General features: G+C 74.1%; 20 protein-coding genes. 4 read left to right on the top strand and 16 right to left on the bottom strand.

Annotated features, from left to right (window positions below):
• Positions 1–21: 21 nt before the first annotated feature.
• From FB457_RS30810 to FB457_RS30775, 8 genes are all read right to left on the bottom strand, one after another.
• A complete protein-coding gene (locus FB457_RS30810; RefSeq protein ID WP_486589198.1) occupies positions 22–1,545 on the bottom strand; it encodes an acetate and sugar kinases/Hsc70/actin family protein in 1,524 nt (507 codons plus the stop codon).
• 22 nt (positions 1,546–1,567) lie between these two features.
• Positions 1,568–2,170 (bottom strand): GTP-binding protein, encoded by a 603-nt coding sequence (locus tag FB457_RS30805; protein WP_047019232.1) that lies wholly within the window; start codon positions 2,168–2,170, stop codon positions 1,568–1,570.
• Positions 2,157–2,513, bottom strand: coding sequence for a DUF742 domain-containing protein (locus FB457_RS30800; protein WP_047019231.1), 357 nt, complete (start codon positions 2,511–2,513; stop codon positions 2,157–2,159). Before FB457_RS30800 ends, FB457_RS30805 begins: the two co-directional genes overlap by 14 nt.
• Positions 2,513–2,953, bottom strand: coding sequence for a roadblock/LC7 domain-containing protein (locus tag FB457_RS30795; protein WP_047019230.1), 441 nt, complete (start codon positions 2,951–2,953; stop codon positions 2,513–2,515). Before FB457_RS30795 ends, FB457_RS30800 begins: the two co-directional genes overlap by 1 nt.
• Positions 2,950–5,541 (bottom strand): sensor histidine kinase, encoded by a 2,592-nt coding sequence (locus FB457_RS30790; protein ID WP_486589197.1) that lies wholly within the window; start codon positions 5,539–5,541, stop codon positions 2,950–2,952. Before FB457_RS30790 ends, FB457_RS30795 begins: the two co-directional genes overlap by 4 nt.
• Before the next feature lie 85 nt (positions 5,542–5,626).
• Positions 5,627–7,150: an amino acid permease gene (locus FB457_RS30785; protein ID WP_047019229.1), complete on the bottom strand. Its 1,524-nt coding sequence runs from the start codon at positions 7,148–7,150 to the stop codon at positions 5,627–5,629.
• 58 nt (positions 7,151–7,208) lie between these two features.
• A complete protein-coding gene (locus FB457_RS30780) occupies positions 7,209–8,210 on the bottom strand; it encodes a hypothetical protein (RefSeq protein ID WP_047019228.1) in 1,002 nt (333 codons plus the stop codon).
• A 644-nt stretch (positions 8,211–8,854) separates the two neighbouring features.
• Positions 8,855–9,370 carry a GNAT family N-acetyltransferase gene (locus FB457_RS30775; protein ID WP_047019227.1) on the bottom strand — a complete coding sequence of 172 codons (516 nt, stop codon included), beginning with the start codon at positions 9,368–9,370 and terminating at the stop codon, positions 8,855–8,857.
• Between the two features lie 104 nt (positions 9,371–9,474).
• On the opposite strand from FB457_RS30775, the gene FB457_RS30770 reads away from it, so the two are divergent.
• Positions 9,475–10,086: a YdeI/OmpD-associated family protein gene (locus FB457_RS30770; protein ID WP_047019226.1), complete on the top strand. Its 612-nt coding sequence runs from the start codon at positions 9,475–9,477 to the stop codon at positions 10,084–10,086.
• Positions 10,087–10,167: 81 nt separating this feature from the next.
• On the opposite strand, the gene FB457_RS30765 is transcribed toward FB457_RS30770, so the two are convergent.
• The 3 genes from FB457_RS30765 to FB457_RS30755 form a co-directional block, all read right to left on the bottom strand.
• Positions 10,168–10,977 carry an SAM-dependent methyltransferase gene (locus FB457_RS30765; RefSeq protein WP_145784001.1) on the bottom strand — a complete coding sequence of 270 codons (810 nt, stop codon included), beginning with the start codon at positions 10,975–10,977 and terminating at the stop codon, positions 10,168–10,170.
• A 189-nt stretch (positions 10,978–11,166) separates the two neighbouring features.
• Entirely contained in the window at positions 11,167–11,415 is a 249-nt protein-coding gene (locus FB457_RS30760) for a DUF397 domain-containing protein (RefSeq protein ID WP_047019224.1), read from the bottom strand.
• 2 nt (positions 11,416–11,417) lie between these two features.
• Positions 11,418–12,239, bottom strand: coding sequence for a helix-turn-helix domain-containing protein (locus tag FB457_RS30755; protein WP_047020603.1), 822 nt, complete (start codon positions 12,237–12,239; stop codon positions 11,418–11,420).
• Positions 12,240–12,561: 322 nt separating this feature from the next.
• Between FB457_RS30755 and FB457_RS30750 the strand changes: the two genes are divergently transcribed.
• A complete protein-coding gene (locus FB457_RS30750; RefSeq protein ID WP_047019223.1) occupies positions 12,562–12,810 on the top strand; it encodes a hypothetical protein in 249 nt (82 codons plus the stop codon).
• Between the two features lie 84 nt (positions 12,811–12,894).
• Here the strand turns inward: FB457_RS30750 and FB457_RS30745 are convergent, their stop codons facing one another.
• The 3 genes from FB457_RS30745 to FB457_RS36575 form a co-directional block, all read right to left on the bottom strand.
• Positions 12,895–13,206 carry an L-rhamnose mutarotase gene (locus FB457_RS30745; protein ID WP_047019222.1) on the bottom strand — a complete coding sequence of 104 codons (312 nt, stop codon included), beginning with the start codon at positions 13,204–13,206 and terminating at the stop codon, positions 12,895–12,897.
• On the bottom strand, positions 13,203–13,964 hold the full coding sequence (locus FB457_RS30740) for an SDR family oxidoreductase (protein ID WP_145783999.1): 762 nt from the start codon (positions 13,962–13,964) through the stop codon (positions 13,203–13,205). The genes FB457_RS30745 and FB457_RS30740 overlap by 4 nt, the downstream gene beginning before the upstream one ends.
• 177 nt (positions 13,965–14,141) lie before the next feature.
• Complete coding sequence (locus FB457_RS36575; RefSeq protein WP_486589205.1) at positions 14,142–14,474, bottom strand: hypothetical protein; 333 nt, start codon at positions 14,472–14,474, stop codon at positions 14,142–14,144.
• Here FB457_RS36575 and FB457_RS30730 point away from each other — a divergent pair.
• Complete coding sequence (locus tag FB457_RS30730; protein WP_486589202.1) at positions 14,379–14,750, top strand: hypothetical protein; 372 nt, start codon at positions 14,379–14,381, stop codon at positions 14,748–14,750. The genes FB457_RS36575 and FB457_RS30730 overlap by 96 nt on opposite strands.
• Here the strand turns inward: FB457_RS30730 and FB457_RS30725 are convergent.
• A complete protein-coding gene (locus FB457_RS30725; RefSeq protein ID WP_145783997.1) occupies positions 14,735–18,058 on the bottom strand; it encodes a S8 family serine peptidase in 3,324 nt (1,107 codons plus the stop codon). The two genes, FB457_RS30730 and FB457_RS30725, sit on opposite strands and share 16 nt — an antisense overlap.
• Positions 18,059–18,298: 240 nt before the next feature.
• On the opposite strand from FB457_RS30725, the gene FB457_RS30720 reads away from it, so the two are divergent.
• Positions 18,299–19,315: a helix-turn-helix transcriptional regulator gene (locus tag FB457_RS30720; RefSeq protein ID WP_047019218.1), complete on the top strand. Its 1,017-nt coding sequence runs from the start codon at positions 18,299–18,301 to the stop codon at positions 19,313–19,315.
• Positions 19,316–19,512: 197 nt separating this feature from the next.
• Here the strand turns inward: FB457_RS30720 and FB457_RS30715 are convergent, their stop codons facing one another.
• Positions 19,513–23,328, bottom strand: a complete 3,816-nt coding sequence (locus tag FB457_RS30715; protein WP_145783995.1) for a S8 family serine peptidase — start codon at positions 23,326–23,328, stop codon at positions 19,513–19,515.
• Positions 23,329–23,367: the final 39 nt, after the last annotated feature.

Below are 23,367 nucleotides of genomic sequence, written 5' to 3'. Positions count from 1 at the left end.
ACGCCGCCGGCGGCGGGCGGCTCAGCCGCGGCCTTCCTCCGGCGGCGCGCCGTCCCCCGGCCCCGCGTCCGTCGGTGCGGGGTACGTCCGTGCGGAGTCCGGCGCGTCCTGCCGCGGCAGCGCCGCGCCCGCGGCCGTACGCCAGCGGTCGAGGAACTCCTCCGCGCGCGCCCGCGGCCAGCGCGGCTCGTACGTCCTGCCCGGCGTCCACCGCGGCACCGCGTCCGCGGCCGGCAGCTCCGGCTCCAGCGCCATCCGGGCCAGCGCCGCCGCGCCGAGCGCGGTGGCGTGCGGCGAGGGGTAGACGTCGACGGGCACCTGCGCCAGGTCGGCCTGCGCCTGCATCAGCGTGCGGCTGCGGGTCAGCCCGCCGTCCACCCGCAGCCGGGTGAGCGGGCCGCCGAGGTCGGCGGCGACCAGCCCGGTGACCTCCGCGACCTGGGCGGCGACGCCCTGGAGCACGGCGAGCACCAGGTGCTCCCGGCGGCTGGCCAGCGTCAGCCCGGCGAACGACGCGGTGGCCTCCGAGCGCCACCAGGGCGCGGCGAGCCCCGCGAACGACGGCACGCACACCACCCCCTCGGCGTCCTCGGCCGCGACCTCGTCCAGCTCCGCCGCCGAGCCGACCAGGCCCAGCTCGGTGAGCCAGCGCACCGCCGAGGCCGCCGTGTACACCTGGCCGTCCACGCAGTACGGGGTGACGCCGCGGGCCCGCCAGGCGACCGAGGTGGTCAGCCCCGAGCCGGAGCGCACCGCGGCCCCGCCGGTGTTGGCGAGCAGGAACGCCCCGGTCCCGTACGTGCACTTGGCGGTGCCCGCGGTGAGACAGCCTTCGCCGAAGAGCGCCGCCTGCTGGTCCACCACGAGCCCGGCGACCGGCACCTCGGCGCCGAAGGCGGCGGTGGTGCCAGCCACCTCGTCGCAGGCCGTGATCCGCGGCAGTCCGGCGGGGTCGAGACCGAAGAGGGCGACCAGTTCGGGGTCCCAGTCGACCGTGTCGAGGTCGAGCAGCAGCGAGCGGCTGGCGGTGGCCGCGTCGGTGACGTACGCGCCGGTGAGGTGGTGCAGCAGCCAGGTGTCGGTCGTGGTGACGACGCCGCCGCGGACGCCGTTCTCCCGCAGCCAGGCCATCTTCGGGGCGGAGAAGTACGGGTTGAGCACCAGCCCGGTGCGCCGGGCGACCCACTCGGCGGCGTCCGCGCGCGCGTCGCACTGCCGCTGCGACCTGGAGTCCTGCCAGCTTACCGCCGGCGACAGCGGCTTGCCCGTGGCCCGGTCCCAGGCCAGCACGGTCTCGCCCTGGTTGGCGAGCGCCACCGCGTCCACCGGCCGGCCCGCCGCCGCCACGGCCTGCCGCCCGGCGGCCAGCACCGAGGCCAGCAACTGCGCCGGGTCCTGCTCCACCCCGCCGCCCGGCAGGTAGTCGGGCGTCACCGGCACCTCGGCGACGGCGACCACGCCGCTGCCGCCGTCCGGCGCCTCCGGGTCGACGACGAGGGCCTTGGTGCCGGAGGTGCCCTGGTCGATGGCGAGCACGGTCGTCATGGCGGGGCGGGCCTCCTTGTGGTCACCGGGCGCGGGCGGGTTCCGCGGCCGCGATCAGATGGTCCATCAGAGCAAGCAGCACGCCGCGGACCGACTCGCGCTCGCGGGCATCGAACAGGACGATCGGGGTGGTGGGCTCCTTCAGGGTGAGCGCGTCGCGGATCTCCTCCGGATCGTAGTCCTGCTCGCCGTGGAAGCAGTTGGCGGCCACGACGAACGGCAGGTCGCGGCTCTCGAAGAAGTCCACGGCGGCGAACGAGCGGTCCAGCCGCCGGGTGTCGACGAGCACCACCGCGCCGAGCGCGCCACGCAGCAGGTCGTCCCACATGAACCAGAACCGCTCCTGGCCCGGGGTGCCGAACAGCATCAGCACCGCCACGTCCAGGGTGATCCGGCCGAAGTCCATGGCCACGGTGGTGGCCGACTTCTGCTCGATGCCGGACAGGTCGTCCACGCCCACACCGGCCGCGCTCAGCCGCTCCTCCGTGCGCAGCGGCGTGATCTCGCTGACGGCGCCGACCGCCGTGGTCTTGCCCACCCCGAAGCCGCCGGCCACGAGGATCTTCACGGGCGGGAGGTAGGCGTCCCAGACGGCGTCCGGGGCCTCGGTGTCAGGCTCGCTCAAGGCCGCTCCTGATTCGTCGGAGGAAGTCGATGTTCATGGCGTCCGGATCGCTCATCGGCGGTCTGTGCTCGATGAGCCCCTGTTCCAGCAGTTGGGCCAGGAGGACGGCGGCGGGCGTCAGCCGCATCTCGATCCGGGCCGCCAGCTCGGCCACGGCGATGCCGGGCCCCGCGCACAGCCGCAGGATCGTCTGCCACTCCTCCGGGATGCTGCGCGCGTCGTCGGGCGGCACGGCGGCGCGGACCGTGGAGTGCATGGTGAACTGCTCACCGGGCGCCCGGTCGGTGCGCGATCCGGTGAGCGCGAACGTCCGTGTCCTGCGCGTTCCCCGTGGCGCGCTCATTACCGGATGCGAGTCCTGCGGGACCCGACGCCGAGCTGGTGCTTGAACGCCCGGGCGACGCGGACGGTCTCGCGCATGGCGAGGCCGATGGACTCGGGACCCGAGGTGTAGACGACCAGGGTGCTGCCGTTGCCGCAGGCGGTGAGGATGAGGTGGCTGTGCTCCATGGTGATGTTCAGATGCAGGACGGACCCGCCGTCGACCGGCATCGACAGCCCGTCGGCGAGGCTGGCGAGGCCGGAACAGGCGGCGGCGATGGTCTGGACGTCCTCGCGGGTCCAGTCCAGGCCGTAACCGCAGAGGGCGAGGCCGTCGTCGGCGAGCAGCACGAAGCCGGTGAGGTCCGGCACGAGTTGCAGGTTGTCGCGGAGGTTGTCGAAGACGGCCGCGTCCTCCGGGCTCGCGGGGATGACGTTCTTCACGTGCCTGAGGCTGCTCATCGGTCGCTGTCTTCCTCCGGGTCGGTCAGGGCTTCCTGAAGCTGGGTGAACGCCGACTCGATGCTGTCGAGCGGGCGCCGGTCCATGGCGGTGGCGGGCCGGCGCCTGCCGTCGCGCAGTTGGCCGGCCATGCTGGTGCCGGGCACGCGCTGGGGCAGCCCGCCGGCGCGGGCGGCGGGGCGCGCGGGCGCCGGTGCCGGCTCGGCCTCGGGGGTCGGCTCGGTGGCGATCTGGGGGGTGGCGGTGACAGGCAGCTCCTCGGTCGGATCGGGCAGGGATCGCGGTGCAAGCCGGGGGGCCGGCCCGGCGGCCGGTTCCGGGTGGGGCTTCTTGACGCGCACGGGCAGGGGTTCCTCGGGGCGTACGTGCTCGGGGGCGGCGGGCGCCGCCGGGACGGCCGCGGTCGCGGGCTGGGGCTCGGCCGCGGGCCCGGCGGGCGTCGCCGGGGCCGGCGGGCGGCGCCGCTCCGGGTCCGGGACGCCGTCGTCCGCCGGACGGGCGGGTGCCAGCCCGGGCGCCGGGTCGATGGGGCGTACCGGACCGGTGGGCCCGCCGCCGCGCGCCGGCTCGCGGCGTACCAGACCGGCCGCCGTCGGCTCGCGCCGCTTCGCGGGCCGCGGCCCGGAGCGCCCCGGCAGCGGCTTGCGTACCGGGGTGCGGTCCGCCAACTGCTCCGGTGCGCCGGTCAGCAGCGCGGACGGCACCAGCACGACCGCCAGCACGCCGCCGAAGCGGCCCTGCTGGAGCGTGACCCGTACCCCGTGGCGCTGCGCCAGTTGCCCGACCACGAAGAGGCCGAGCTGGTCGGAGGACTTGGCGAGCACCGCGTACGGCGGCACGTCCAGCAGCCGCCCGTTGAGCGCCTCGAAGTACCAGTTCTCCGGCGCCCGCCCCTTGTCCTCGACCTCGATGGCGACGCCGGTGGCGGTGTGGGTGGCGCGGACGAAGACCTCGTAGCCGCTGGGCGAGTAGGTGGTGGCGTTCTCGATCAGCTCGGCGATCAGGTGGGTCAGCTCCCCCGCCACCTCCGGCACCACCCACGCCTCGGCCTGGAACTCCTTGGTGACCTGGGCGAAGCCGCGGGACTCGCCGGCGGCGTCGACGATCAGGTTGGCGATGTGCACGGGCTCGGTGTGCGGGTTGGTGACCGCGCCGCCGGAGAGCACCAGCAGGTTCTCCAACTGGCGGCGCACCCGCACGGTGAGGTGGTCGAGCTCGTACAGCTCGGACAGCAGCGCGGGGTCGGTGTCGGCGTAGCGGTGCTGCAGTTCGTCCAGCGTGCGCAGCACGGCGAAGATGAGGGTGACGGAGCGCATGGTGACGCCCTCGGCGAACTTCTCGAAGCCGTACCGCTCCTCGTGCACCACCCGCGCCGCCTCGACCACCTCCTCCGCCAGCCGGGCGACGACGTTGGAGATCTCGCCGAACTCGTCGGCGGCGGCGACCTGCGCGGGCAGCGCCGACAGGTCGACGTCCTCGCCGCGCTGCAGTCTGACGATCATCTGCGGCAACTGCCGCCGGGCGACGGCCAGGGCGCTGGAGCGCACCTCCTCGGCCCGGCGCACGATGGCGCGGCTGATCCACAGCACGGTGCCGAGCACGATCGCGACCAGCAGGACGCCGCCGGCGGCGATGGCGTACGCCGTCATGCGCAACTCGCCTGCCCGGTCCTCCGCGTCGTCGGCCAGCGCCTGGATCCGGGCGGTGGCCAGCCCGGTGAGGCCCGGGCCGAGGTGCTCGTACGTCTCCTGCCACCCGGCGGTCGCCGCGGGCAGCGTGACGGGGCTGCCGGATGCGCGGCTCACGCCGAGCACCGCGTCCTCGATCCGGGTCTTCTCCGCCCACTCCTTCGAGTCGGTGACGGCGTCGTAGCGGTCCTTCTCGCCGTCCGGCAGCAGCGGGCCGGCCAGCGTCCCGTACGCGAACCGCTGCACGCCGACGGCCTGGACGAAGCGGGCGTGGTCCGCCGCGGTCAGCCGGCCGTCCTTCGCACCCGCCAGCAGGGTGTCCTGGAGCGCCAGTGACTCGCCGGCCTGGAGCAGCGCGGTGAGCGGGCGGGAGCCCTGGGCGAGGCTGCCGTTGTGGGCGCGCACCCGGATGTGCACGGCGATGGTCTGCTCGATGGCGCGGGTGTACGCCTCCAGCGCCTCGTCCCGGTCCCCGGAGCGCTCGGCGGCGCGTTCGCGTACCCCGGTGAGGCCGGAGACGCCCCGCAGGGCGGCTTCGAGCGGCGGGCGGACGGCGCTGTCGGGGGCCTCGTCGGCCAGCTCGCGCAGCGCGAAGGCGGCCTCGTCGGTGAGGGCCTGCTGGTTGCCGAGCTGGGCGGCGTTGACCGGGCCGCGGGCCCAGTGCAGCGCGGTCATCCGGCGCTCGGCCTGCAACTCGGTGACGAGCGCGAACGACGGCTGCTGGAGCCGTTCGAGGGTGTCGGCGTAGTCCTGCACGGCTCCGGCCCGGTTCAGCTCCCGAACGGCGCCGACCGCGGCGAGGGCCGCGAGCGCCGCCGTGACGACCGCGGCCAGGATGCGAAGGTGCGTACGCAGGCGCATGGGGCGCCCGGCGTGGGCGGTGTGAGTGGTTGCGGACATCGGACCTCACGGAGCGCTGGTCGTTTGCGGTCGGGACGGTGCGCCGGGCCGCCGCCGGTCGCTCGCGCGGCGGCCCGGCGCGGCGTCACACCAGGTCCTTGCCGAGCTCTGCCATCTCGGGGTCGGCGGCGTAGACGGGTGTCTTGTACGAGCGCCGGCCGGCCGCCCACCACGAGACGGTGGCCAGCAGCAGGACGGCGGCCAGGGCCACCGAGGCGTAGTTGAACGTGTCCACGGTGACGGGCGACGCCTGCGGCAGACAGAAGATCACCGTGATCACGGCCACCCAGCACACCGCGATCCAGCCGATCAGCGAACTCCACTTGCCCAGGTTCCACGGTCCCGGCACGAAGCGGTTCTTCGCGCGCAGCCGCAGATAGATGGGGATGGCGTAGGCGGGGGTGATGCCGATGACGTTGATGGCGGTGACCGCGCCGTACGCGGTCGCCGAGTACAGCGACGGCAGCGCCAGGCAGAACGCGACGGCCACCGACAGCATGACCGCCCGGGTGGGCACGCCGGTGCGCGGCGAGACGCGGCGCCACATCTTCGAACCGGGCAGCGCGCCGTCGCGGGAGAAGGCGAAGACCATCCGCGCGGTGGCGGCGGTCTCGGCGTTGCCGCAGAAGAGCTGGGCGCAGATGACGATGAGCAGCAGGGCTTTGGCGCCGCCTTCGCCGATGGCGTCGATGAAGATCTGCGCGGGCGGCACGCCGGTGCTCGACTCCTGGGTGCCGACGTAGTCCTGGATGGCGAAGGTCAGCCCGGCCAGCAGCACGAAGCCGGCGACCCAGGAGACCCAGATCGCCCTCACGATGCCCTTGGCGGAGCTGACCTGCGCCTGGGTGGTCTCCTCCGAGAGGTGTGCGGAGGCGTCGTAGCCGGAGAAGGTGTACTGGGCGAGCAGCAGGCCGATGGCGGTGACGTAGAACGGGTTGTTCCAGCCGGTGTCGTTGTTGAACTCGCCGAAGACGAAGCCGGCCGACTGGTGGTGGTCGGGGACGACGACCAGGACGCCGACGATGACGGCGACGCCGGCCAGGTGCCACCAGACGCTGATGGAGTTGAGGATGCTGACGACGCGCACCCGCAGCAGGTTCAGCGTCATGTGCAGCACCAGGATGACCGCGAAGATCAGCAGGGTCTTCTCGGCGGTGGGCTCGAAGCCCCACTGGAGGTTGAGGAACGCGCCGATGAAGAGGGCGCAGCCGTAGTCGATGCCGGCGATGGCGCCGAGCAGGCCGAGCAGGTTGAGCCAGCCGGTGTACCAGCCCCAGCGGGGGCCGCCGAGCTGGTGGGCCATGTAGTAGAGCGCGCCGGAGGTGGGGTACGCGCTGGTCACCTCCGCCAGGCCCATGCCGACGCAGAGCACGAAGAGGCCGACGGCCACCCAGCCCCACATCATGACGGCCGGGCCGCCGGCGTTCAGCCCGAAGCCGTACAGCGTCATACAGCCGGAGAGGATCGAGATGACCGAGAAGGAGATGGCGAAGTTGCCGAACGGGCCCATCCGCCGCGCGAGTTCCGGCTCGTAGCCGAGGTCGCGGAGATGGGCGTCGTCGTCCTTGCGCCGGGACGTGCCGGCGGCGCTGACCGGCGCTCGTGACATGGAGGGACCTCCGATGGCGAATGGCAGGGGCATGACATGACAAAGGGGACGAGCGGGGTCACCCGCTGCCGAGGGCCGTCGAGCGGGCGCGTAAGAACTCGGCCTCCGCCAGGTCCTGCCGCTCGGGGTCCTCGGTCACGTACGCCCAGGGCAGGAGGGTGGCGTACGGGCCGAGGGCGGTGAAGACCCGGGCCGCCTCGGTGAACTCGCGGGCGGCGGTGAGCGCGTGGGCCAGGTGGTTGAGGTCCAGCACCGAGCGCACGTCGGCGTTGGTCACGTCGAACCAGCCGTCGAGGGCGCGCCGCGTGTCGCGCAGGATGTCCTCACGGGACCACTGCCGGTGGACGAGCGCGTCACCGCGGCCGCGGCGGCGCTCGAAGTGGTAGTGCTCGGCGTGGGCGAAGAGCGGCAGCACGAGGAGGGGGGAGGCGAGCGGGGCCCAGGAGCCGACCCAGCGGGCGAAGTCCATCGCGTACGCCTGGGAGCCGCCGGCGGCCGAACAGAGCTGCAGCACGCGGTGGTACGCCTCGCGGTTGTACCGGTCCCGCTTGACCACCTCGTCGAGCAGCCCCCACGGCCCGTACGGCAGCAGGTTCTCCGGCGGCGCCACCCGGTGCTCGGGCCGCTGCTGCCGCACGTCGACCGCGGCCAGCGCCAGCAGGCACACCCACGGCACGGGATCCCCGGGATGCAGCAGCGCCGCCTCCCGGCACGCCTGCCGCGCGTCCTCCTCCAACTGCCCGGCGCTGGGATGCCGCTGCCGGTGCGCCTGCACGGCCCGCCCGACGGCGACCCGGGCCAGCATCATCCGCGCGTCGGCGCTCTCCGGCTCCTCGTCCAGCCAGATCTGCACCACCGCCGACTTGGCGGCCACCACACCGAGCACCTGCGACCGCGCGGTCCGCGCCGCCCAGTCGGCACCGGTCCTGCCGAGGAGCGCGCGCATGGACATCCACCGGCCGACGCGCAGGTCGTCGACGACGGCCCGCAAGTCGTCGTCGAGCCCGGCGAGATGGTAGACGGGCCGGAACTCCCCGCCCCGCCCGGAACCGCGGGCCATCACCACCCCCCGCGCTGGACGCGGCGGGGGACGCTACGGCCGGGGCCGGGCGACAGGGAGCGGGACGGACCGGCTAAGCGGACGCACCGCGGCGGCTGCCATGCGATGTTCATCGAAACCTCGGGCACGCGCACGCGAGAGGTTGCGTGGTACTGGTGCGCGGCTTTCCTGCTGACGTTCGTGATGGGGTCGAAGGGATCGTAGCGACAGGAGGGCCGTCTATGTAATCAACCGACGAATGTTGCCGACTAGCAACGCAAGGTCTGGACCACCTGCCACCGGCCGGCCCGGCCGCCGAATGCCGCGTTCCTCTACGAAGGGCACCTGCGCCGCAGTAGGGTGCAATTGCACATGGGGAGTCCCGCCATCCCCGCGGACGTCGAACACATCGTGGTGGCGGCGAGCCGCTACGGCGGCGCGCACTTCGGGGAGCTCGACGACATCCGGATGCCCCCTGGGCGACGGCTCCGGCGCGGAGTTGCCCGGGTTCAGCGTCCACGACGCGGGCGCGGTCGGCGCGTTCCTCTTCGGGGAGTTGTACCGGCGCGACGGGGGGACTGGAAGTTCCGGGCGATCAGGCAGGGATACGCCCCGCCGCGAGCAGCGCGGCACGGACGGCCCACGGCCCGTGCGCTCCCCGGCCGTTACGGCCCGCCTGTGCCCCCGGCCATCACCGGCTTCACGTACCGGTGGCAGGGCACCGTCACCGGGCCGTCCTCGCCCTCCGCCTGGTAGTCGAACGGGCCCTCGTCCGTCCAGCCCTGCCGGGCGTAGAACCGGCGCGCCCGCGCGTTGCCCGTCACGACCGCCAGCCATGCCCGGTCGTATCCCCGCGCGGCCACCCGCCGCTCCCCCTCGGCGAGGAGCAGCGCGGCGACGCCCGAGCCGCGGTGCTCCGCCGCGACGAAGAGCTGCTCCACCTCGTCCCCCGCGGCGGTGACGAATCCGGCGATCTCGCCGCCGACTTCCGCGACCGCCGTCTCCGGCACCCGCGCCGCCGCCCGGGCGGCGAACGACTCCGGCGTGCGCATGGCCACCAGTGCCTCCGAGACATGCCCCAGGTGGGCGTCGCGCCACGCGCTCTCCCAGAGGCGCGCCACCGCCGCCGCGTCCCCGGGGCGGGCGGGCCGCAGCGCCGGCTTCTCGTCGTGCGTCGTCATGCCCCCACGCTAACCGCGGCCTGTGACATCCGCCTCCGCGGCCCGCCCGGAGATCACCGGCGCGACGTACGGTGGCCCTACCGGCGGCGAAAGGACGAAACGACATGGCATCCCCCGGCAGCGAGACCCCCGCGTCCGGCGCGGACTCCCCCGACGGCGCCCCCGTCCGCGCCTTCGACGGCCCCGCCGGGCTGGAGTCCTGGCTCGACGAGCACCACGGTCTGCAGTCCGGGATGTGGCTGAAGGTCGCCAAGAAGGGGTCGGGAATCGCGTCCGTCACCATGGCCGAGGTCGACGACGTCGTGCTCTGCTACGGCTGGATCACCGGCCTGCGCCGACGGTACGACGACCATTATTTCCTGCAGAAGATCACGCCGCGCCGGCCCCGCAGCCAGTGGTCGCAGGTGAACGTGGACCGGGTCGAGGCCCTGACCGCGGCCGGGCGGATGCGCGAGCCGGGGCTCGCGGCGGTGCGTGCCGCGCAGGCGGACGGGCGGTGGGAGGCCGCGTACGAGTCGCAGAAGAACGCCGAGGTGCCGCCCGACCTCGCGGAGGCGCTGGCGGCCAGCCCGCGGGCGGCCGCGTTCTTCGACGGTCTCGGCAAGACGGACCGCTACCTGGTGATCCTGCGGCTGCTGCGGGCGCGGACGGAGGAGAACCGGGCGGTCCAACTGGCGCGGGCCGTCGAGATGCTGGCCGCCGGGCAGCGCCCGTAGCGCGGCGGCCGGCGGCGCGACGGGCACGGCACGGCGGACGGCACAGCGGGGGTGGGCCCGGCACGGACGGCCGGGCCCGGGTCAGGGCTTGTGTGCGACGCCGCCGTAGACGTCGGTCGGCTCCGGGTCGGTGCCGGGCTCGGGGCGCCACAGCGGACAGGAGACTATCCCCGGCTCGATCAGCTCCAGGCCGTCGTAGTACGCGCTGATCTCGTCCGGGGTGCGCAGCACGTACGGGATGGCGCCGGTGTCGTCGTACCCCTGCTGGGCTTCCTGGAGCGCCTTGTCGGTCGCCGTGCTGTCGTAGTGCACGAAGTAGCTGCCGGAGGGCAGCGCGGCCTGCAGCCGGCGGACGATGGACTTGGCCTCTTCGTAGTCCTGGACGTGGCCGAGGACCCCCATGAGCATCAGGGCCATCGGCTGGGAGAAGTCGAGGGTCTTCCCCGCCTCTTCCAGTATCGCCTCGGGCTTGTGCAGGTCGGCGTCGACGTACGTGGTCACACCCTCGCGGGTGCTGGTCAGCAGGGCCTGGGCGTGCCGCAGCACTAACGGGTCGTTGTCGACGTAGACGATGCGCGACCCGGGCGCCAGCCGCTGGGCGACCTGGTGGGTGTTGTCGTAGGTCGGCAGGCCGGTGCCGATGTCGAGGAACTGGCGGATGCCGGCCTCGCCCGCCACATGGGTCACGGTACGGATCAGGTAGTCGCGCGACGCCCGGGCCATCGTCTCGATGTTCGGGGCGATCTGGCGGTACTCGTCGCCCGCCTGGCGGTCGACCGCGTAGTTGTCTTTGCCGCCCATCCAGTAGTTCCAGATCCGTGCCGAATGCGGCACGGTGGTGTCGATCTTGGCGAGCGCCCCCTCGGCGGGGGTGGACTGGCCTTCTGCCATCGGGTATCTCCTGCCCTGCGGCGCGCTTCGCTGCCGGCTGACGTGCTGTCACTTCGCGGTCGTGCGGGGGGGGTCCGCCGGTTTCCGCGGGGCGGATCGGGGCGGATCAGGCCGGTGGGACGGTGCCCACCGCGTTCGCCCGTGATCCGCGCCCGCGGGCGGCGAGTTGGCCGGGTGACGGCCGGTCCTTCAGTCGACGAGGTAGTCGGCCTGGCCGTCCTTGGCGCCCTGGAGGAAGGCGACCATCTCTTCCCTGGTGTAGACGAGGGCCGGCCCCGTCGGGTCGGTGGACTGGCGGAGCGCGACGCTGCCGTCGGGCAGGCGCTTGGCCTCGACGCAGCTCCCGCCGTTGGTGCCGCTCCAGGGCTTCTGCCAGCCCTCGGTGCCGAGTTCGGTAGCCGGGATGCCGCTCTGGAAGGTGGGGGGGTCGGCTCGCATGGTCAGTACTCCTTACGCATCTCCACCAGGCGTGACCTGGTCCGGTCCACCGGATCGGCCTGGACGGCCATCCGGTCGAGTGTTTCCAGATACCCGACGACGTCCTCGGGCTGGTCGACGTAGACCGCGCCGGTCAGGTTCTCCGTGTAGACGATGTCGGGCAGTTCGGTGAAGCCGAAGCGGAAGTAGTGGAACGGTCCGAACGCGCCCGGGTGCGGCCCGGCCGAGAACGGCATGATCTGCATCTTCACGTTCGGCAGCTCGATGGCTTCGATCAGCCGGTCTATCTGGGCCCGCATCACCTCGGGACCGCCGACGGGCCGGCGCAGCACCGACTCCTCCAGCACGGCCCACATCGCGGGCGCCCTGGGGGCGGTCAGCAGGTGGGCGCGGGTCGTCCGCAGGGTCACCCGCCGTTCGACGTCCGCGTCCGGGGAGTTGGGAAAGCCGACGCGGAAGAGGGTCCTGGCGTAGTCCGCCGTCTGCAGCAGCCCGGGGACGTAGTGCGGCTCGTAGATGCGGATGACGGTGGCGTCGGTCTCCAGGCTCACGTACGCCCGGAACCAGTCGGGAAGGACGTTGCGGTACTTGTACCACCACCCTGGCTGGTTGGCCTCCTTGGCCATCCGGAGGAAGTCGTCCGTCTCGGCGCCGCTGACGCCGTAGAGGCGCAGCAGCTCGCGCACGTACGGGATGCGCAGGCCGACTTCCGCCTTCTCCATCCGCCGCACGGTCAGCGGCGTGACGTCGATGGCCTCCGCGGCCCGGTCGAAGCTGACCTTCGCCTGCTCCCGCAGGTGCCGCAGCCGTTTGCCCAGGACCATGCGGAGCACGGTCGGGGCGCTGCCGCCACCCGAGCGTGTTTCGCTCACGTCCTGACCTCCCGGCACGGCTACCCCGGGAGTGTGTCACGGACGGCATGACGGTGACAGGGGTTCCGCATACATTCTGAAATTATCAGGGCGATGCTTGCGGACTGCCGTTGTCGACGGCCATAGTGAGGAGACCTGCCGGCCACGCCGACCGCGCTCACGCCCCCACCGCGGTCCGGCCGCACGGCAGTTGGCGACTCCAGGGACCCGGTGGCCGACCACCGCCGGGAGGGGGCACATCCTCGACCACGTACGAACCTCCGAGGAGCGCATCGTGAGCAGCAGACTGGGCCTCGGCCTGGGGCACGAACGCCATCCGTTGCTGGGCAAGCTGGTGCTGGACCGTGCCTCCGGCCGTACCGGCGTGCTCCGCGCCATCTGCCCCGAACCCGAGACCCACACGGTGTGGTCGGCGCCCGTCCTGCGTCAGGTCGCCGGCCCCCGGATGGCCTGGCTGGTCCCGGTGGGGGGCGGCGTGGAGTGGACGACGACGCCGGACGCCATCGAGGAGGCGACGGCCTGAGTGCGAGCCCGGGGGAGGAGCGCCGGACGGACCCGGCCGCGTGGTGCGGCGCGGCCGGGTCCGCCGTGCGTCGGTGCGAGGGGCTCAGAGCTCCCAGACGACGGGCAGGCCCGCGCCGGTGCCCTCGTCGGTGTAGTCGTGGACCACGTCCAGGAGTTCGGCCATGCGGGCCTGCCAGGCGACGTTCACCGGAAGGTGTTCCAGCTCGGCGAGGAGGCGGGCGTAGTCCTCGCACTCGATGACGTGGAAGAGGTCGGTGCCGCTGCGCCAGATGGTCCAGGAGGTGGCGCCGGCGCCGCGGATGGCCGCAGTCAGCTCCCCGGGGACCTCGCGGTGTGCGGCCTCGTACTCCTCGATGCGGTCGGCGCGGACCTGCGTGCGCAGCGCGATCCTCATGTGCCGGACTCCGGGGCGCGCAACCGCAGGCCCTGCATGCCGCCGTCGACGGCCAGGGCGGTGCCGGTGACGGAGGCCGCGGCGGGGCTCGCCAGGTAGGCGATGGCGGCGGCGACTTCGCCGGCGGTGACCAGGCGGCCCATGGGCTGGCGGGCCTGGAGCGCGGCGCGTTCGGCGGCGGGGTCGGGGGCCTGGTCCAGGAGCCGGCTCACCCACGGGGTGTCCGCCGTGCCGGGGTTCACGCAGTTGACCCGGATGCCCTCGCGTACGTGGTCGGCGGCCATCGCCAGCGTCAGGGACTGCACGGCGCCCTTGGTGGCGGAGTACAGCGCGCGCTGCGGGAGGCCGGCGGTCGCGGCGACGGAGCAGGTGTTGACGATCGCGGGGTGCGCGGAGCGGCGCAGGTGGCGCAGGGCGGCGCGGGTGGTGCGTACGACGCCCAGCAGGTTGACGTCCAGCACGCGGTGCCACTCGGCGTCGTCGTTGTCCTCGACGGTGCCGACGGCTCCGATGCCGGCGTTGTTCACCAGGACGTCGATGCCGCGCAGCGCGCCGGCCGCGTCGCCGATCGCGGCGGCGACGGAGGCGTCGTCGGAGACGTCCGCGCGGTAGCCGCGCAGGGGCTGGGGTACGCCGTCGGGGTGGAGGTCGAGGACGGCGACCTGGGCGCCGCGCTCGGCGAACAGCCGCGCGGTGGCCAGCCCGATCCCCGAAGCCCCGCCGGTCACCACGGCCTTGAGCCCGTCGAAGTCCTTCATCCTGGAATGGCCTCCTGTCATCCGACGACTGCCCCGGCGGGCGCCGACCCGTCCGGCGCGGCGCACCTGTGCACGCAGCACGATCTGCATATTTACCAGATCGATCGTCGCCTGCGACACCCCCGCGGAGCGAAGATCCACCCACCTGGCGTGAATTGATCGGATCTCTGGCGGGGGCTAGGACGGCACGCCGACGGACTTCCGCAGCGTGTGGAGGCACAGGCTGAGCGCGTTGTGCTTGGTGTCGCCGCCGCGCTTGCGCTGCCACGCGACGTAGAGCAGCGACCAGAGGAGCTGGACGATCCAGTCGGTGTCCAGCCGGCCGTCCAGCGTGCCTTCCTCCCGGCCGCGGTCGACGAGCCTGGCCAGCGCCCGGTCCGCCTCGGTGCCGTCTCCGGCGGCGAGCGCCAGCGCATCGCGCTGGCCCGCGCGCTGCTGCGCGACCCCGACGTGCTGCTGCTGGACGAGGCCACCGCCCAGCTCGACGCGCTCACCGAGGCCGCGGTCCACGCGTGCATACGCACCCGGGCGCGGGCCGGCGCCGTCGTCACGATCGCCCACCGGCTGTCGACCGTGTTCGACGCGGCCACCATCGTGGTGATGGAGTCCGGCCGGATCCGCGCCCGCGGCACGCACGACGAACTGCTCGCCGCCGACGCGCTCTACCGCGACCTGGTGGAGGCGCTGCGGATCGCCTCGGCGGGGTCGGGGGCCGCTGCGCCCGCCGGTCACGCAGCGGCCCCCGTCACCGTCGTCGCCCCGGGTGCGCCTCAGCGCACCGGGTAGGCGTCGACGATGGTCTGGTCGACGGTCCGGCCTTCCGCGGCCGAGCCCTCGACGCGTACGGAGACAAAGTCACCCGCGCGCGGCCGCACCCCGGGCGCCGTGGCCAGCACGGAGCCGTCCGGCGTGGGCGCGACCAGCATGCGGTGCCAGCGGCCGCCGGAGTCCGTGGACACCCACATCCGCAGCGTGCCCTTCTCCTCGCGCAAGTCGCTCCGGCTCTCGGAGGAGACCAGCCGGGCCCCCATCATCAGCGGGACACCGGCGCGCAGCGTGCCGTCGTCGCGGGTCGGCGGCCGGTGGTCGACGGTGAGCAGCCGCGGCTTGACGGCCGAGCCGCCGGGCGCGGGCCCGCGGGACGGGAAGGTCCACCTGGTCTCCGTCCGGCTGCCGAGCGGCAGCCGCACGGTGTCCGGCCGCGACGTGTGCTCCAGACGGTACGTCGCGGGCCCGGACGGCACGTCGAAGTACGCGCTGCCCGGCTGACGCGGCCGGACCTCGGTGCCGTCGCGGTAGAGCCGCAGGCTCTGCTCGCCGAACACGCCGGTCGGCTCCTGCCCGTTGTGCTCGCCGTCGCTGAGGTCGACGGACACGTTGAGGCTGCCGTCGTAGTGGTTGCCGGCGACCACGGCCGGTGCCAGCCCGCGGAACCACACGGGTGCGCCCTGCTCCCCGCGCTCGTACGGCGCCGTCGGCCCGCACATCGAGAGGCCGCCCGCGGACGGCGCGCGCAGGCAGTGCTGCCAGCGCACTTCCGGTCCCGCGGTGACCAGTTCCGTCCGGCGCCGCGGCACGTCCAGCGGCTCGCTCAGGCCGTACGCGGCGTGGATCCGGTCGGTGTAGGCGAAGCGCGTCTCGGCGTATGTGTCGGCACCGCCGCGCAGCGAGCGGTAGTCGGACGTCATCCTGGCGAGGTCGCGGGCTTCGGCGCGGGAGACGTCGTAGACCGGCGGGTCGGCGATCTTCTCGCCGCCGAGCACCAGCTCGTACGCGTCCGCCTGCCGGCCGTGCGCCGGGCCCGTCGCCTTCAGCCGCCAGCGGGTCTCGAACGCCACGGTGCCGCTCTCGACCCCGCCGGTGGGCTGGAGGAACACCCGGCCCTCGGCGACCTCTTCGCCGCCGGCGTAGATGCCGTCGCCGATGCCGCTGCCCCGCTTGGCGTCACCGCGCTGGTAGTGGATGGAGACGTGCTCGACCTCGGTCTGCGCCCCCGCGACCCGCGCGGGCCGCAGTTGCTTCGCCTTGCGGGCGTCGATGGTGTACTCCATGTCCCGGTCGAGCATGACCTCGGGCGAGCCGGCGAAGGCGACCGTGGCCGGGGAGCCGTCGCGCGCCGGGGTCTCGACCTTCGCCATCACGCTGAGCGACCCGGGCAGCAGCCGGGCGGTGCCCTGGCCGTTCTCGTCCAGGTGCACGGACTGGGAGCCGCCGCCGCTGACGGGACGGTAGTCGTCCATGTTGGCGAGCCACACGGTGCCGCCCGCCCAGGGGTCGCCGTTGCGGTCGAGCACGGTCAGCCGGATGTCGTGCCGGGGCGCTTCGAGGTAGGCGTTGAACGGCAGGGTGACGGTGTCGCGGCCGTCGCGCTCCACCACGACCCCGCCGGCGTAGACGCGCGGCGGCGCCGCGCCGGGGTCGAGCCTGGCCGTGATCGTCTCCGTCTCCCCCGGCGCCACGGTGACCCGGGCGGGGCTGACGGTCAGCAGGTCGTCGGGGGCGTCGTCGCCGTAGACGTCGCGGGAGTTGTCGGAGAGGTCCAGGCGCTCGGGCTCGGTGCCGTTGTTGGTGACGGAGAACTCGACGGTGCGCGGCTCGCTGCCGCCGGGGTAGCGGAGGTAGCCGAAGTCGACGTTGCCGCGGTCGAATGCGAGGGTGTCGGAGACGGCGCCGGGCACGTCGAGCATGCCCGCGCCCGCGTACTGCGACTGCGTTCTCTCCGCCTCCCCGTCCGCGGTGGTCATGAGGGCGGTCTTCACCCGCTCCCGGCTCCAGTCGGGGTGCTTCTCCAGCAGCAGCGCGGCGGCGCCCGCGACATGCGGCGCGGCCTGGGAGGTGCCGTTCATCATCGTGTACGGATCCGCCGTGCCGCCGCCGGAGCGGGCGGCGGTGATGCCGGAGCCGGGTGCGATCAGGTCGGGCTTGGCGCGGAACGTGGCGCGCGTCGGCCCGACGCTGGAGTAGAACGCCGTCCTGCCGCTCTCCACCGCGGCGCCGACCGTCAGCGCGCTGCGCGCGATGCCCGGGGACTGGATGGAGCCGCCGAACGGCCCCAGGTTGCCCGCCGCCGCGACGAAGAGGGTGCCGGTGTCGGCGGTGAGCGCCTCCAGCGCGAGCGCGACCGGGTCGTCGCCCTCCCCCGGCTGCGCGCCGAGGCTGAGGTTCGCCACCTCGGCGCCCTGCTCGGTGGCCCACTCCATACCCGCGATGACCCAGGACGACTGCCCCCGGCCCTCGTCGTCCAGCACCCGGGCGTTGAGCAGCCGGGCGCCGTGGGCGACGCCTCGCCGGGCGCCGTCCGCCGCCGCACCGGTGCCGGCGACGATCGAGGCCACGTGGGTGCCGTGGCCGTCCGGGTCGCCGGTGGAGCCGCTGCCGGTGAAGTCCCGGGCGGCGGCGATCTGTCCGCGCAGGTCGGGGTGGTCGGCGTCGATGCCGGTGTCGAGCACGGCGACGTCCACGCCGGCGCCGCTCAGGCCGCTCTCCCACGCTCCGGGGGCGCCGATCATGCCGAGGTTCCAGTCGAGTTCCGCGGCCCGGACCTCGCGGTCGAGCCACACCTTCGTGACCCCGGCCGCGGCCCGCGGCCCGGCGGGAGCGGTGAGCCGGCCGGCGAAGCCGGCGGCGGCGTCCTTGGGCACGTCGACGGCGGTGGCGTCGATGCTCGGCAGCCTGCGGCTGTCCGCCGCCTCGTCGAGCGCGGCCAGCGGGCGCGGGCCGCGGACGATCAGCGGGAGGGTGTCGGTGACGGCGTCGTCGTAGTCCATCGCGGCCAGCGCGGTGACGTTGAACAGTTCGATGTCGAGGACGCCGGGCACCAGCCGGGCCACGGCGTCGGGGATGACGTACACGTCGGCGCCCTCGTGCAGGGTCGTGAACGACGTGCTCCCCCCGGCGCCTTCCGCGGGGGTCACGGAGACGGTGGGCCGGCCGTCGGCGACGGGGCCGAGGGTGACGGTGTCGCCCGTCACGAGGGTGATTTCGGTGCCCGGTCCGGCCGCCGCCGCGCCCCGCGCGTCCGGACCGGACGGCGTGGCGGTGGAGGTCCCCGGGGCGGCGGTGGTTGCGGTGGCGAATGCCGCGGGGTGTGACACTGACGATTCCGGCAGCGCTGTGGCTAGAGAAGGCACGGAGGCCAGCAACGAGGCGAGGCAGCCGAGCACGGCGGCGCGGACAGGCAGGTAACGCCGGGGCGAACGATGCATGACTTGGGTTGTAACCCGCTCGTCCGGCGCCAAGGAAGCGGTTTCCGTTGGCGACTTGTCGCCATGTCGGCCATTGGTCAGACAGGGCGTACGGCGGCGGGGGCCCGTGCGGAAGGAGCGTGAGAGACGATGCTGGAGCCGGCAGGCGTCGAACCGACGGAGGAACGGGTGTACCGGCTGCTGGTCGGGCTGCACGGCGCGGACGCGGAGTCCGTGGCCGCGGAGCTGGGCCTCGACCGGCGGCGCGCCGAGTCGCTGCTGACCTCGCTGCAGGAGAAGGGACTGGTCAGCGGCCCGGAGCAACGCCCGGGCGGCGGGGGGCACTTCGTGGCCGTGGCGCCGGACGTGGCGCTCGGGCCGCGGCTGCTGCGCGGGCAGGAGGCGCTGGAGCGGGCCAGGCGCGGGGTGACCGAGCTGGCCGAGGAGTTCCGGGCCGGCGGGCGGCGCCGCGATGCGCGGCAGCTCGTCGAGGTCGTCACGGGCGTGGCGGCGATCCGGCAGCAGATACGGGACCTCGCGTACGGCGCGCGCACGGAGGTGCTGGCGCTGTGCAAGGCGGGGCACGTGGCGATGCCGTCGGAGGAGAACGACGAGGAGTTCGAGATGCTCGCCAAGGGGGTGCGCTACCGCGTCATCTACGAGCGTGCCCTGCTGGAGGAGCCCGGGATGCTGGGCAACGTCGCCCTGGGCGTCCGGGCGGGCGAGGCGGCGCGGGCGGCGAGCGCGCTGCCGGTGCGGCTGATGATCGCGGACGGGGCGCTGGCGCTCTGCCCGCTGGTGCCGAACGCGGACAGCAGGTTCGGCGAGCCGACGGTGGCGGTGGTACGCAGCAGCGCGCTGCTGGACGCGCTGATCGCGCTCTTCGAGAGCCAGTGGGCGGCGGCGTCGCCGCTGCACGTCACCGGGGCGGGCGAGTTGGCCGGACTCGGCGAGGGCACGGGGGCGGCCGGGCCCGCGCTCGCGGAGGACGAGCGCTATCTGCTGTCGCTGGTGGTGGCCGGGCTGGCGGACAAGGCGATCGCGACCCAGCTCGGCATCAGCCAGCGGACGGTGCAGCGCCGGCTGCGGGACATGATGGGCCGCGTGGGCGCCGACACCCGGGCGCAGCTGGTGTGGCAGGCGGCCCGCCGCGACTGGCTGCCGTGACGGCGGGGGCGAGGACGGCCGTGCCCGGCTGAGCACGGGCCCGGGACCCGTATCCGTGCGGGGGACGCACGACGGGGTGCGCCCGCGGAGCACGTGTGCCCGGACGCGGCGGACGCCCCGGCGGGGGACGTCCCGGCACGGCGCGCACCCGCACCGGTGCGGCCGGATCGCTCCGGCCGCACCGGTGACGGAGGGTGTCACTTCAGCGCGTAGGCCCGCTTCACCGTCTGCTCGACGCTGTTGCCCGCGTCGTCCCACGCCTTCACGCGCAGCGAGACGAAGCCGCCGTCGTCACCCACCGCGGGGTGCCGCAGCAAGACCTGGTAGCTGCCGTCCCACCAGGGAATCGCCACGGCGTCCTTCCAGGTGGCGCCGTCGTCGAAGGAGGTGGAGACCTCCATCCCCTTGATGCGCCGCCCGTCGAGCCCGTCCTGGTGCCGCGCCGTGATGCCGAGCGGCACCAGCCGCCCGCCGGGCGCCGCGCCCCGCGCGTCGGTCGCCACGTCGTAGTCCAGCTGCAGCAGCGGCAGCAGGTCCTGCTCACCCGCCGCGGGGCGGTCGGCCGCGAACGACCAGCTGGTGCGCGTGCTCACGCCCGTGCGCCACTCCGGGGTGGTCCTGTCCACCGCGAGGTCGAGGCGGTACGTGCCCTTCCCGCCGGTGCCGCCCGCGGGGAACGCGCCCCAGGCCGTGCGGCCCTCGGCCAGCTTCTCGCCGTCGCGGTAGAGCGCCGCCGACGACTTGTCCGCCGGGGTACCGTCCCAGTCGCCGCCGTCCAGGCGGCTGTAGTGGCCCTTCTGCGAGTCGGCGAACTCCGGGATGCGGATGGTGAGCTGGTCGCCCTCGCGGTACGAGGTCAGCCCCTCCACGCCGCGCGGGATCGCGGGCCGTACCACCGGCGCGAACCAGCTCTCCTCGACCCGCTCGCCCGCCCGGTAGCTGCGGGCCTCCTGGATCATGCCGCCGGCCAGCGGGTTGAAGGTGTCGAAGGTGTAGCGGTGGTGGACGTTGTGGCGCCAGAGGGTGTCGCCGGCGCTCACGTACTCGGTGCGCTCGTGCGGGGTGGGCACGTGCCGCTGGTACTGGTTGATGGCCGTCCCCATCCACGGCCGCCAGCCGAAGCGCTGCTCCTTGGTCCACGGGTTGCCGCCGGAGTCGCCGTAACTGGTCTCAACGGTGGCGGTGTTCGAGCTGTTCACCCGGTGCACCACCTGCTCGGGCACCTGCTGCTTCGCCACCTGCATCACGTCGTACATGTACGGGCTGGCGGGCGTGCCGCGCAGCTCGACGGTCGCCGGGCCACCGGCCGACGCCGCGCGCAGCCGCTCGCCGACGTCGTACCTGACCATCGCACCGACCGCGGGCAGCCGTTCGCCGCCGGGCCGCCACACGCTCCAGCCGGGCGAGTCCTCCGGGCAGACGACGATGACGTACTTCGCCCCGGCGGCCGCGGCGCGGCGGACCGCGTTCTCGTCCTGCGGGCTCTCGCCGTCGACCAGGACGGCCGAGCGGGCGAGGTCGGCGCCGTCGTCGGCGAGGGCGGCGAAGTCCGCCTCCGTGCCCGCGCCGGCGTCGACCAGGGGAAGCCGCCGGGTGCCGTCCAGGGCCGGGGAGCGGCCCATCAGGCGTACGGCCTCGATGCCGGCGCGGCCCTGCGTCCCGGGCCCGCGGACGGTGCCCGTGAGCATCGGGGCCTCCAACTGCCAGCGGGAGGAGACCTCGAAGACCCCTTCGCGGGCCCTGGCGGTCGGCGTCACGTACAGCTTGCGGCCGTCGACGCTGAACTCCATGTGCCCGTGGGAGATGCTGCGGTTGCCGAACTCGCGGTGGCTGTAGAAGCTCATGACGGCTTCCTGCACCGCCGGCTTCGGCGTCTCGATCTTCACCTCGTTGGCCTTGCGGGCGTCGAGCACGACGTCCAGGTCGCCGTCGACCTTGAGCTGCGGGTCGACGATGAGGCTGTCGACGCCGCCACCCGGGATCTTGTCGGAGACCACCGCGTGCAGGAAGTACTCACCCTCCGGCACCTCGACGGTGAGCGTCCTGCCGTTCGCGATATACGTGACGACGTCGTAGCGGTCGTCCTCGCCGAAGAGCGTGACGGGGTTGACGAAGGCGGGCTGCCCGGAGCGGTCGATGCCGCGCAGCGTGACGGTGCGCGTGGGTGCCTCGCGGACGGCGCCGATCGTGGTGTGCACGACGGTGTCGCCGGCGATGGCGGTGACGTACCCGCCGTAGCGGCCGGGGCGCAGCCCCGCCGGGTCGAGGGTGACCGGGACGGTCGCGGTGCCGCCCGCGGCGATCTCGACGGTGTCGCCGTCCGGCAGCCCCACGGCGTCGGCCGGGACCGGCTCGCCGTTCGCGGCCCGCAGCGAAGCGGCGAGTCCGAGCGTCACGGGCGCGTCGGAGGCGTTGGTGTACGTGACCTCGCGCCGCACCGGCTCGCCGCCCTCGTCGACACCGCCGAAGCCGAGGGTGCCGGTGGCGTACACCTGCTGCGCGTCGGCGCGGGCGGCGTCCACGCGCCCGCCGCCCTGTTCGTAGACCGTCAGGTCGTCGTGCCGCTGCGCGGTGCTGACCAGCGCGTCCTTGAGCTGCTGCGCGGTCCAGTCGGGGTGGCGCTGCGCGATCAGCGCCGCGGCGCCGGCGACGTGCGGCGCGGCCATGGAGGTGCCGGAGGCGGCCGTGTAGAGGTCGTCCACGGGCGTGCCCATGGCGGTGCCGGCCGCGCGGGCGGCGACGATGTCCACGCCGGGCGCGGTGATGTCGGGCTTCACGGCGAGGTCGCCGACGCGCGGGCCGCGGCTGGAGAAGCCGGCCAGCGACTCGTCGCGGTCGACGGCGCCCACGGTGAGCGCGGCGTCGGCGGCGCCGGGCGAGCCGACGGTGGCCGAGCTCGGGCCGTTGTTGCCGGCCGAGGCGACGAAGAGGGTGCCGGTCTGGGCGGTCAGCCGGTTGAGGCCGAGGCTCAGCGCGTCGGTGCCGTCGGTGGCCCCGTCGGTGCCGAGGCTCATGTTGACCACGTCGGCCCCGGCGCCCGCGGCCCACTCCATGCCGGCGAGCACCTGGGACTCGGAGCCGAAGCCGTCGTCGCCGAGCACCTTGCCGACCAGCAGCCGGGCGCCGGGCGCGACGCCCTTGCGGGAGCCGCCGGAGCCGGCGCCGCTGCCGGCGACGGTGGCCGCGACGTGCGTGCCGTGGCCGAAGGCGTCGCCGGTGGTGGGGCTGTCGGAGAAGTTGCGGGCTTCGTCGATCTTGCCGGCCAGGTCCGGGTGTTCCGCGTCGACGCCGGTGTCCAGCACGGCGACCTTGACGCCCTTGCCGTCGTGGCCGCCCTGCCACACCCCGGGCGCGCCGATCTGCGCCACGCTGCGGTCGAGCGAGGCGCTGACCTTGCGGTCCAGCCAGATGCGCTCGATGCCGCCGGCGAGCTTCGGCCCGGCTGCCGTCCGGGCGTTCCCGCGGTCGTCGTCGACGGCCTCCCAGAGGCGGTCGGCCCTGTCCTTCCCGGCCTCGACGGCGCGGGCGTTCAGGCTGGGCAGCGCGGGGCCGGTCCTCACCCCCGGCAGCTCCGCGGCGTCGGCGCTGCGGGCGCCCTTCGCGTACGACACGATGAGCGGGATCCGCTTGCTGCGCCCGTCGCCGTAGCCCTGCTCGACCAGTTCCGTGATGTTGAACAGGTCGCGGTCCACGGCCCCCGAGCCGACGTAGGGGACCGCGTCGGTGGGGATGACGTGCAGGTCGCCGTCGATTTCGAGCTGCTCGAAGCCGCCGCCTCCTTCGGCGCCGTCGCGTGGCGTCACGGTGGCGGCCTGCCGGCCGTCGGGGAAGCGCTCGAGCCGCACGCGGTCGCCGGTGACGAGCGTGACGGAGCTGAGCGAGGGGCCGGCCGCCCGGTCCGCGACCGTCACGCCGCCGGGTGAGGCGGCTGCGTGGGTCGCGGATGGCGCCAGCGTGACCAGGAGCGCGCCCGCGGTGGCGAGCGCCGGCAGCTTTACTCGTCGTAGATGCACGGGGAAAGCTTTCGGTCATGACGGGCCGGCTGTCACGAT

It is taken from the genome of Streptomyces sp. CNZ287 (assembly GCF_007827615.1).
Note: the sequence above shows the minus strand (reverse complement) of the source record. Positions and strands in the feature narration are given on the sequence as shown.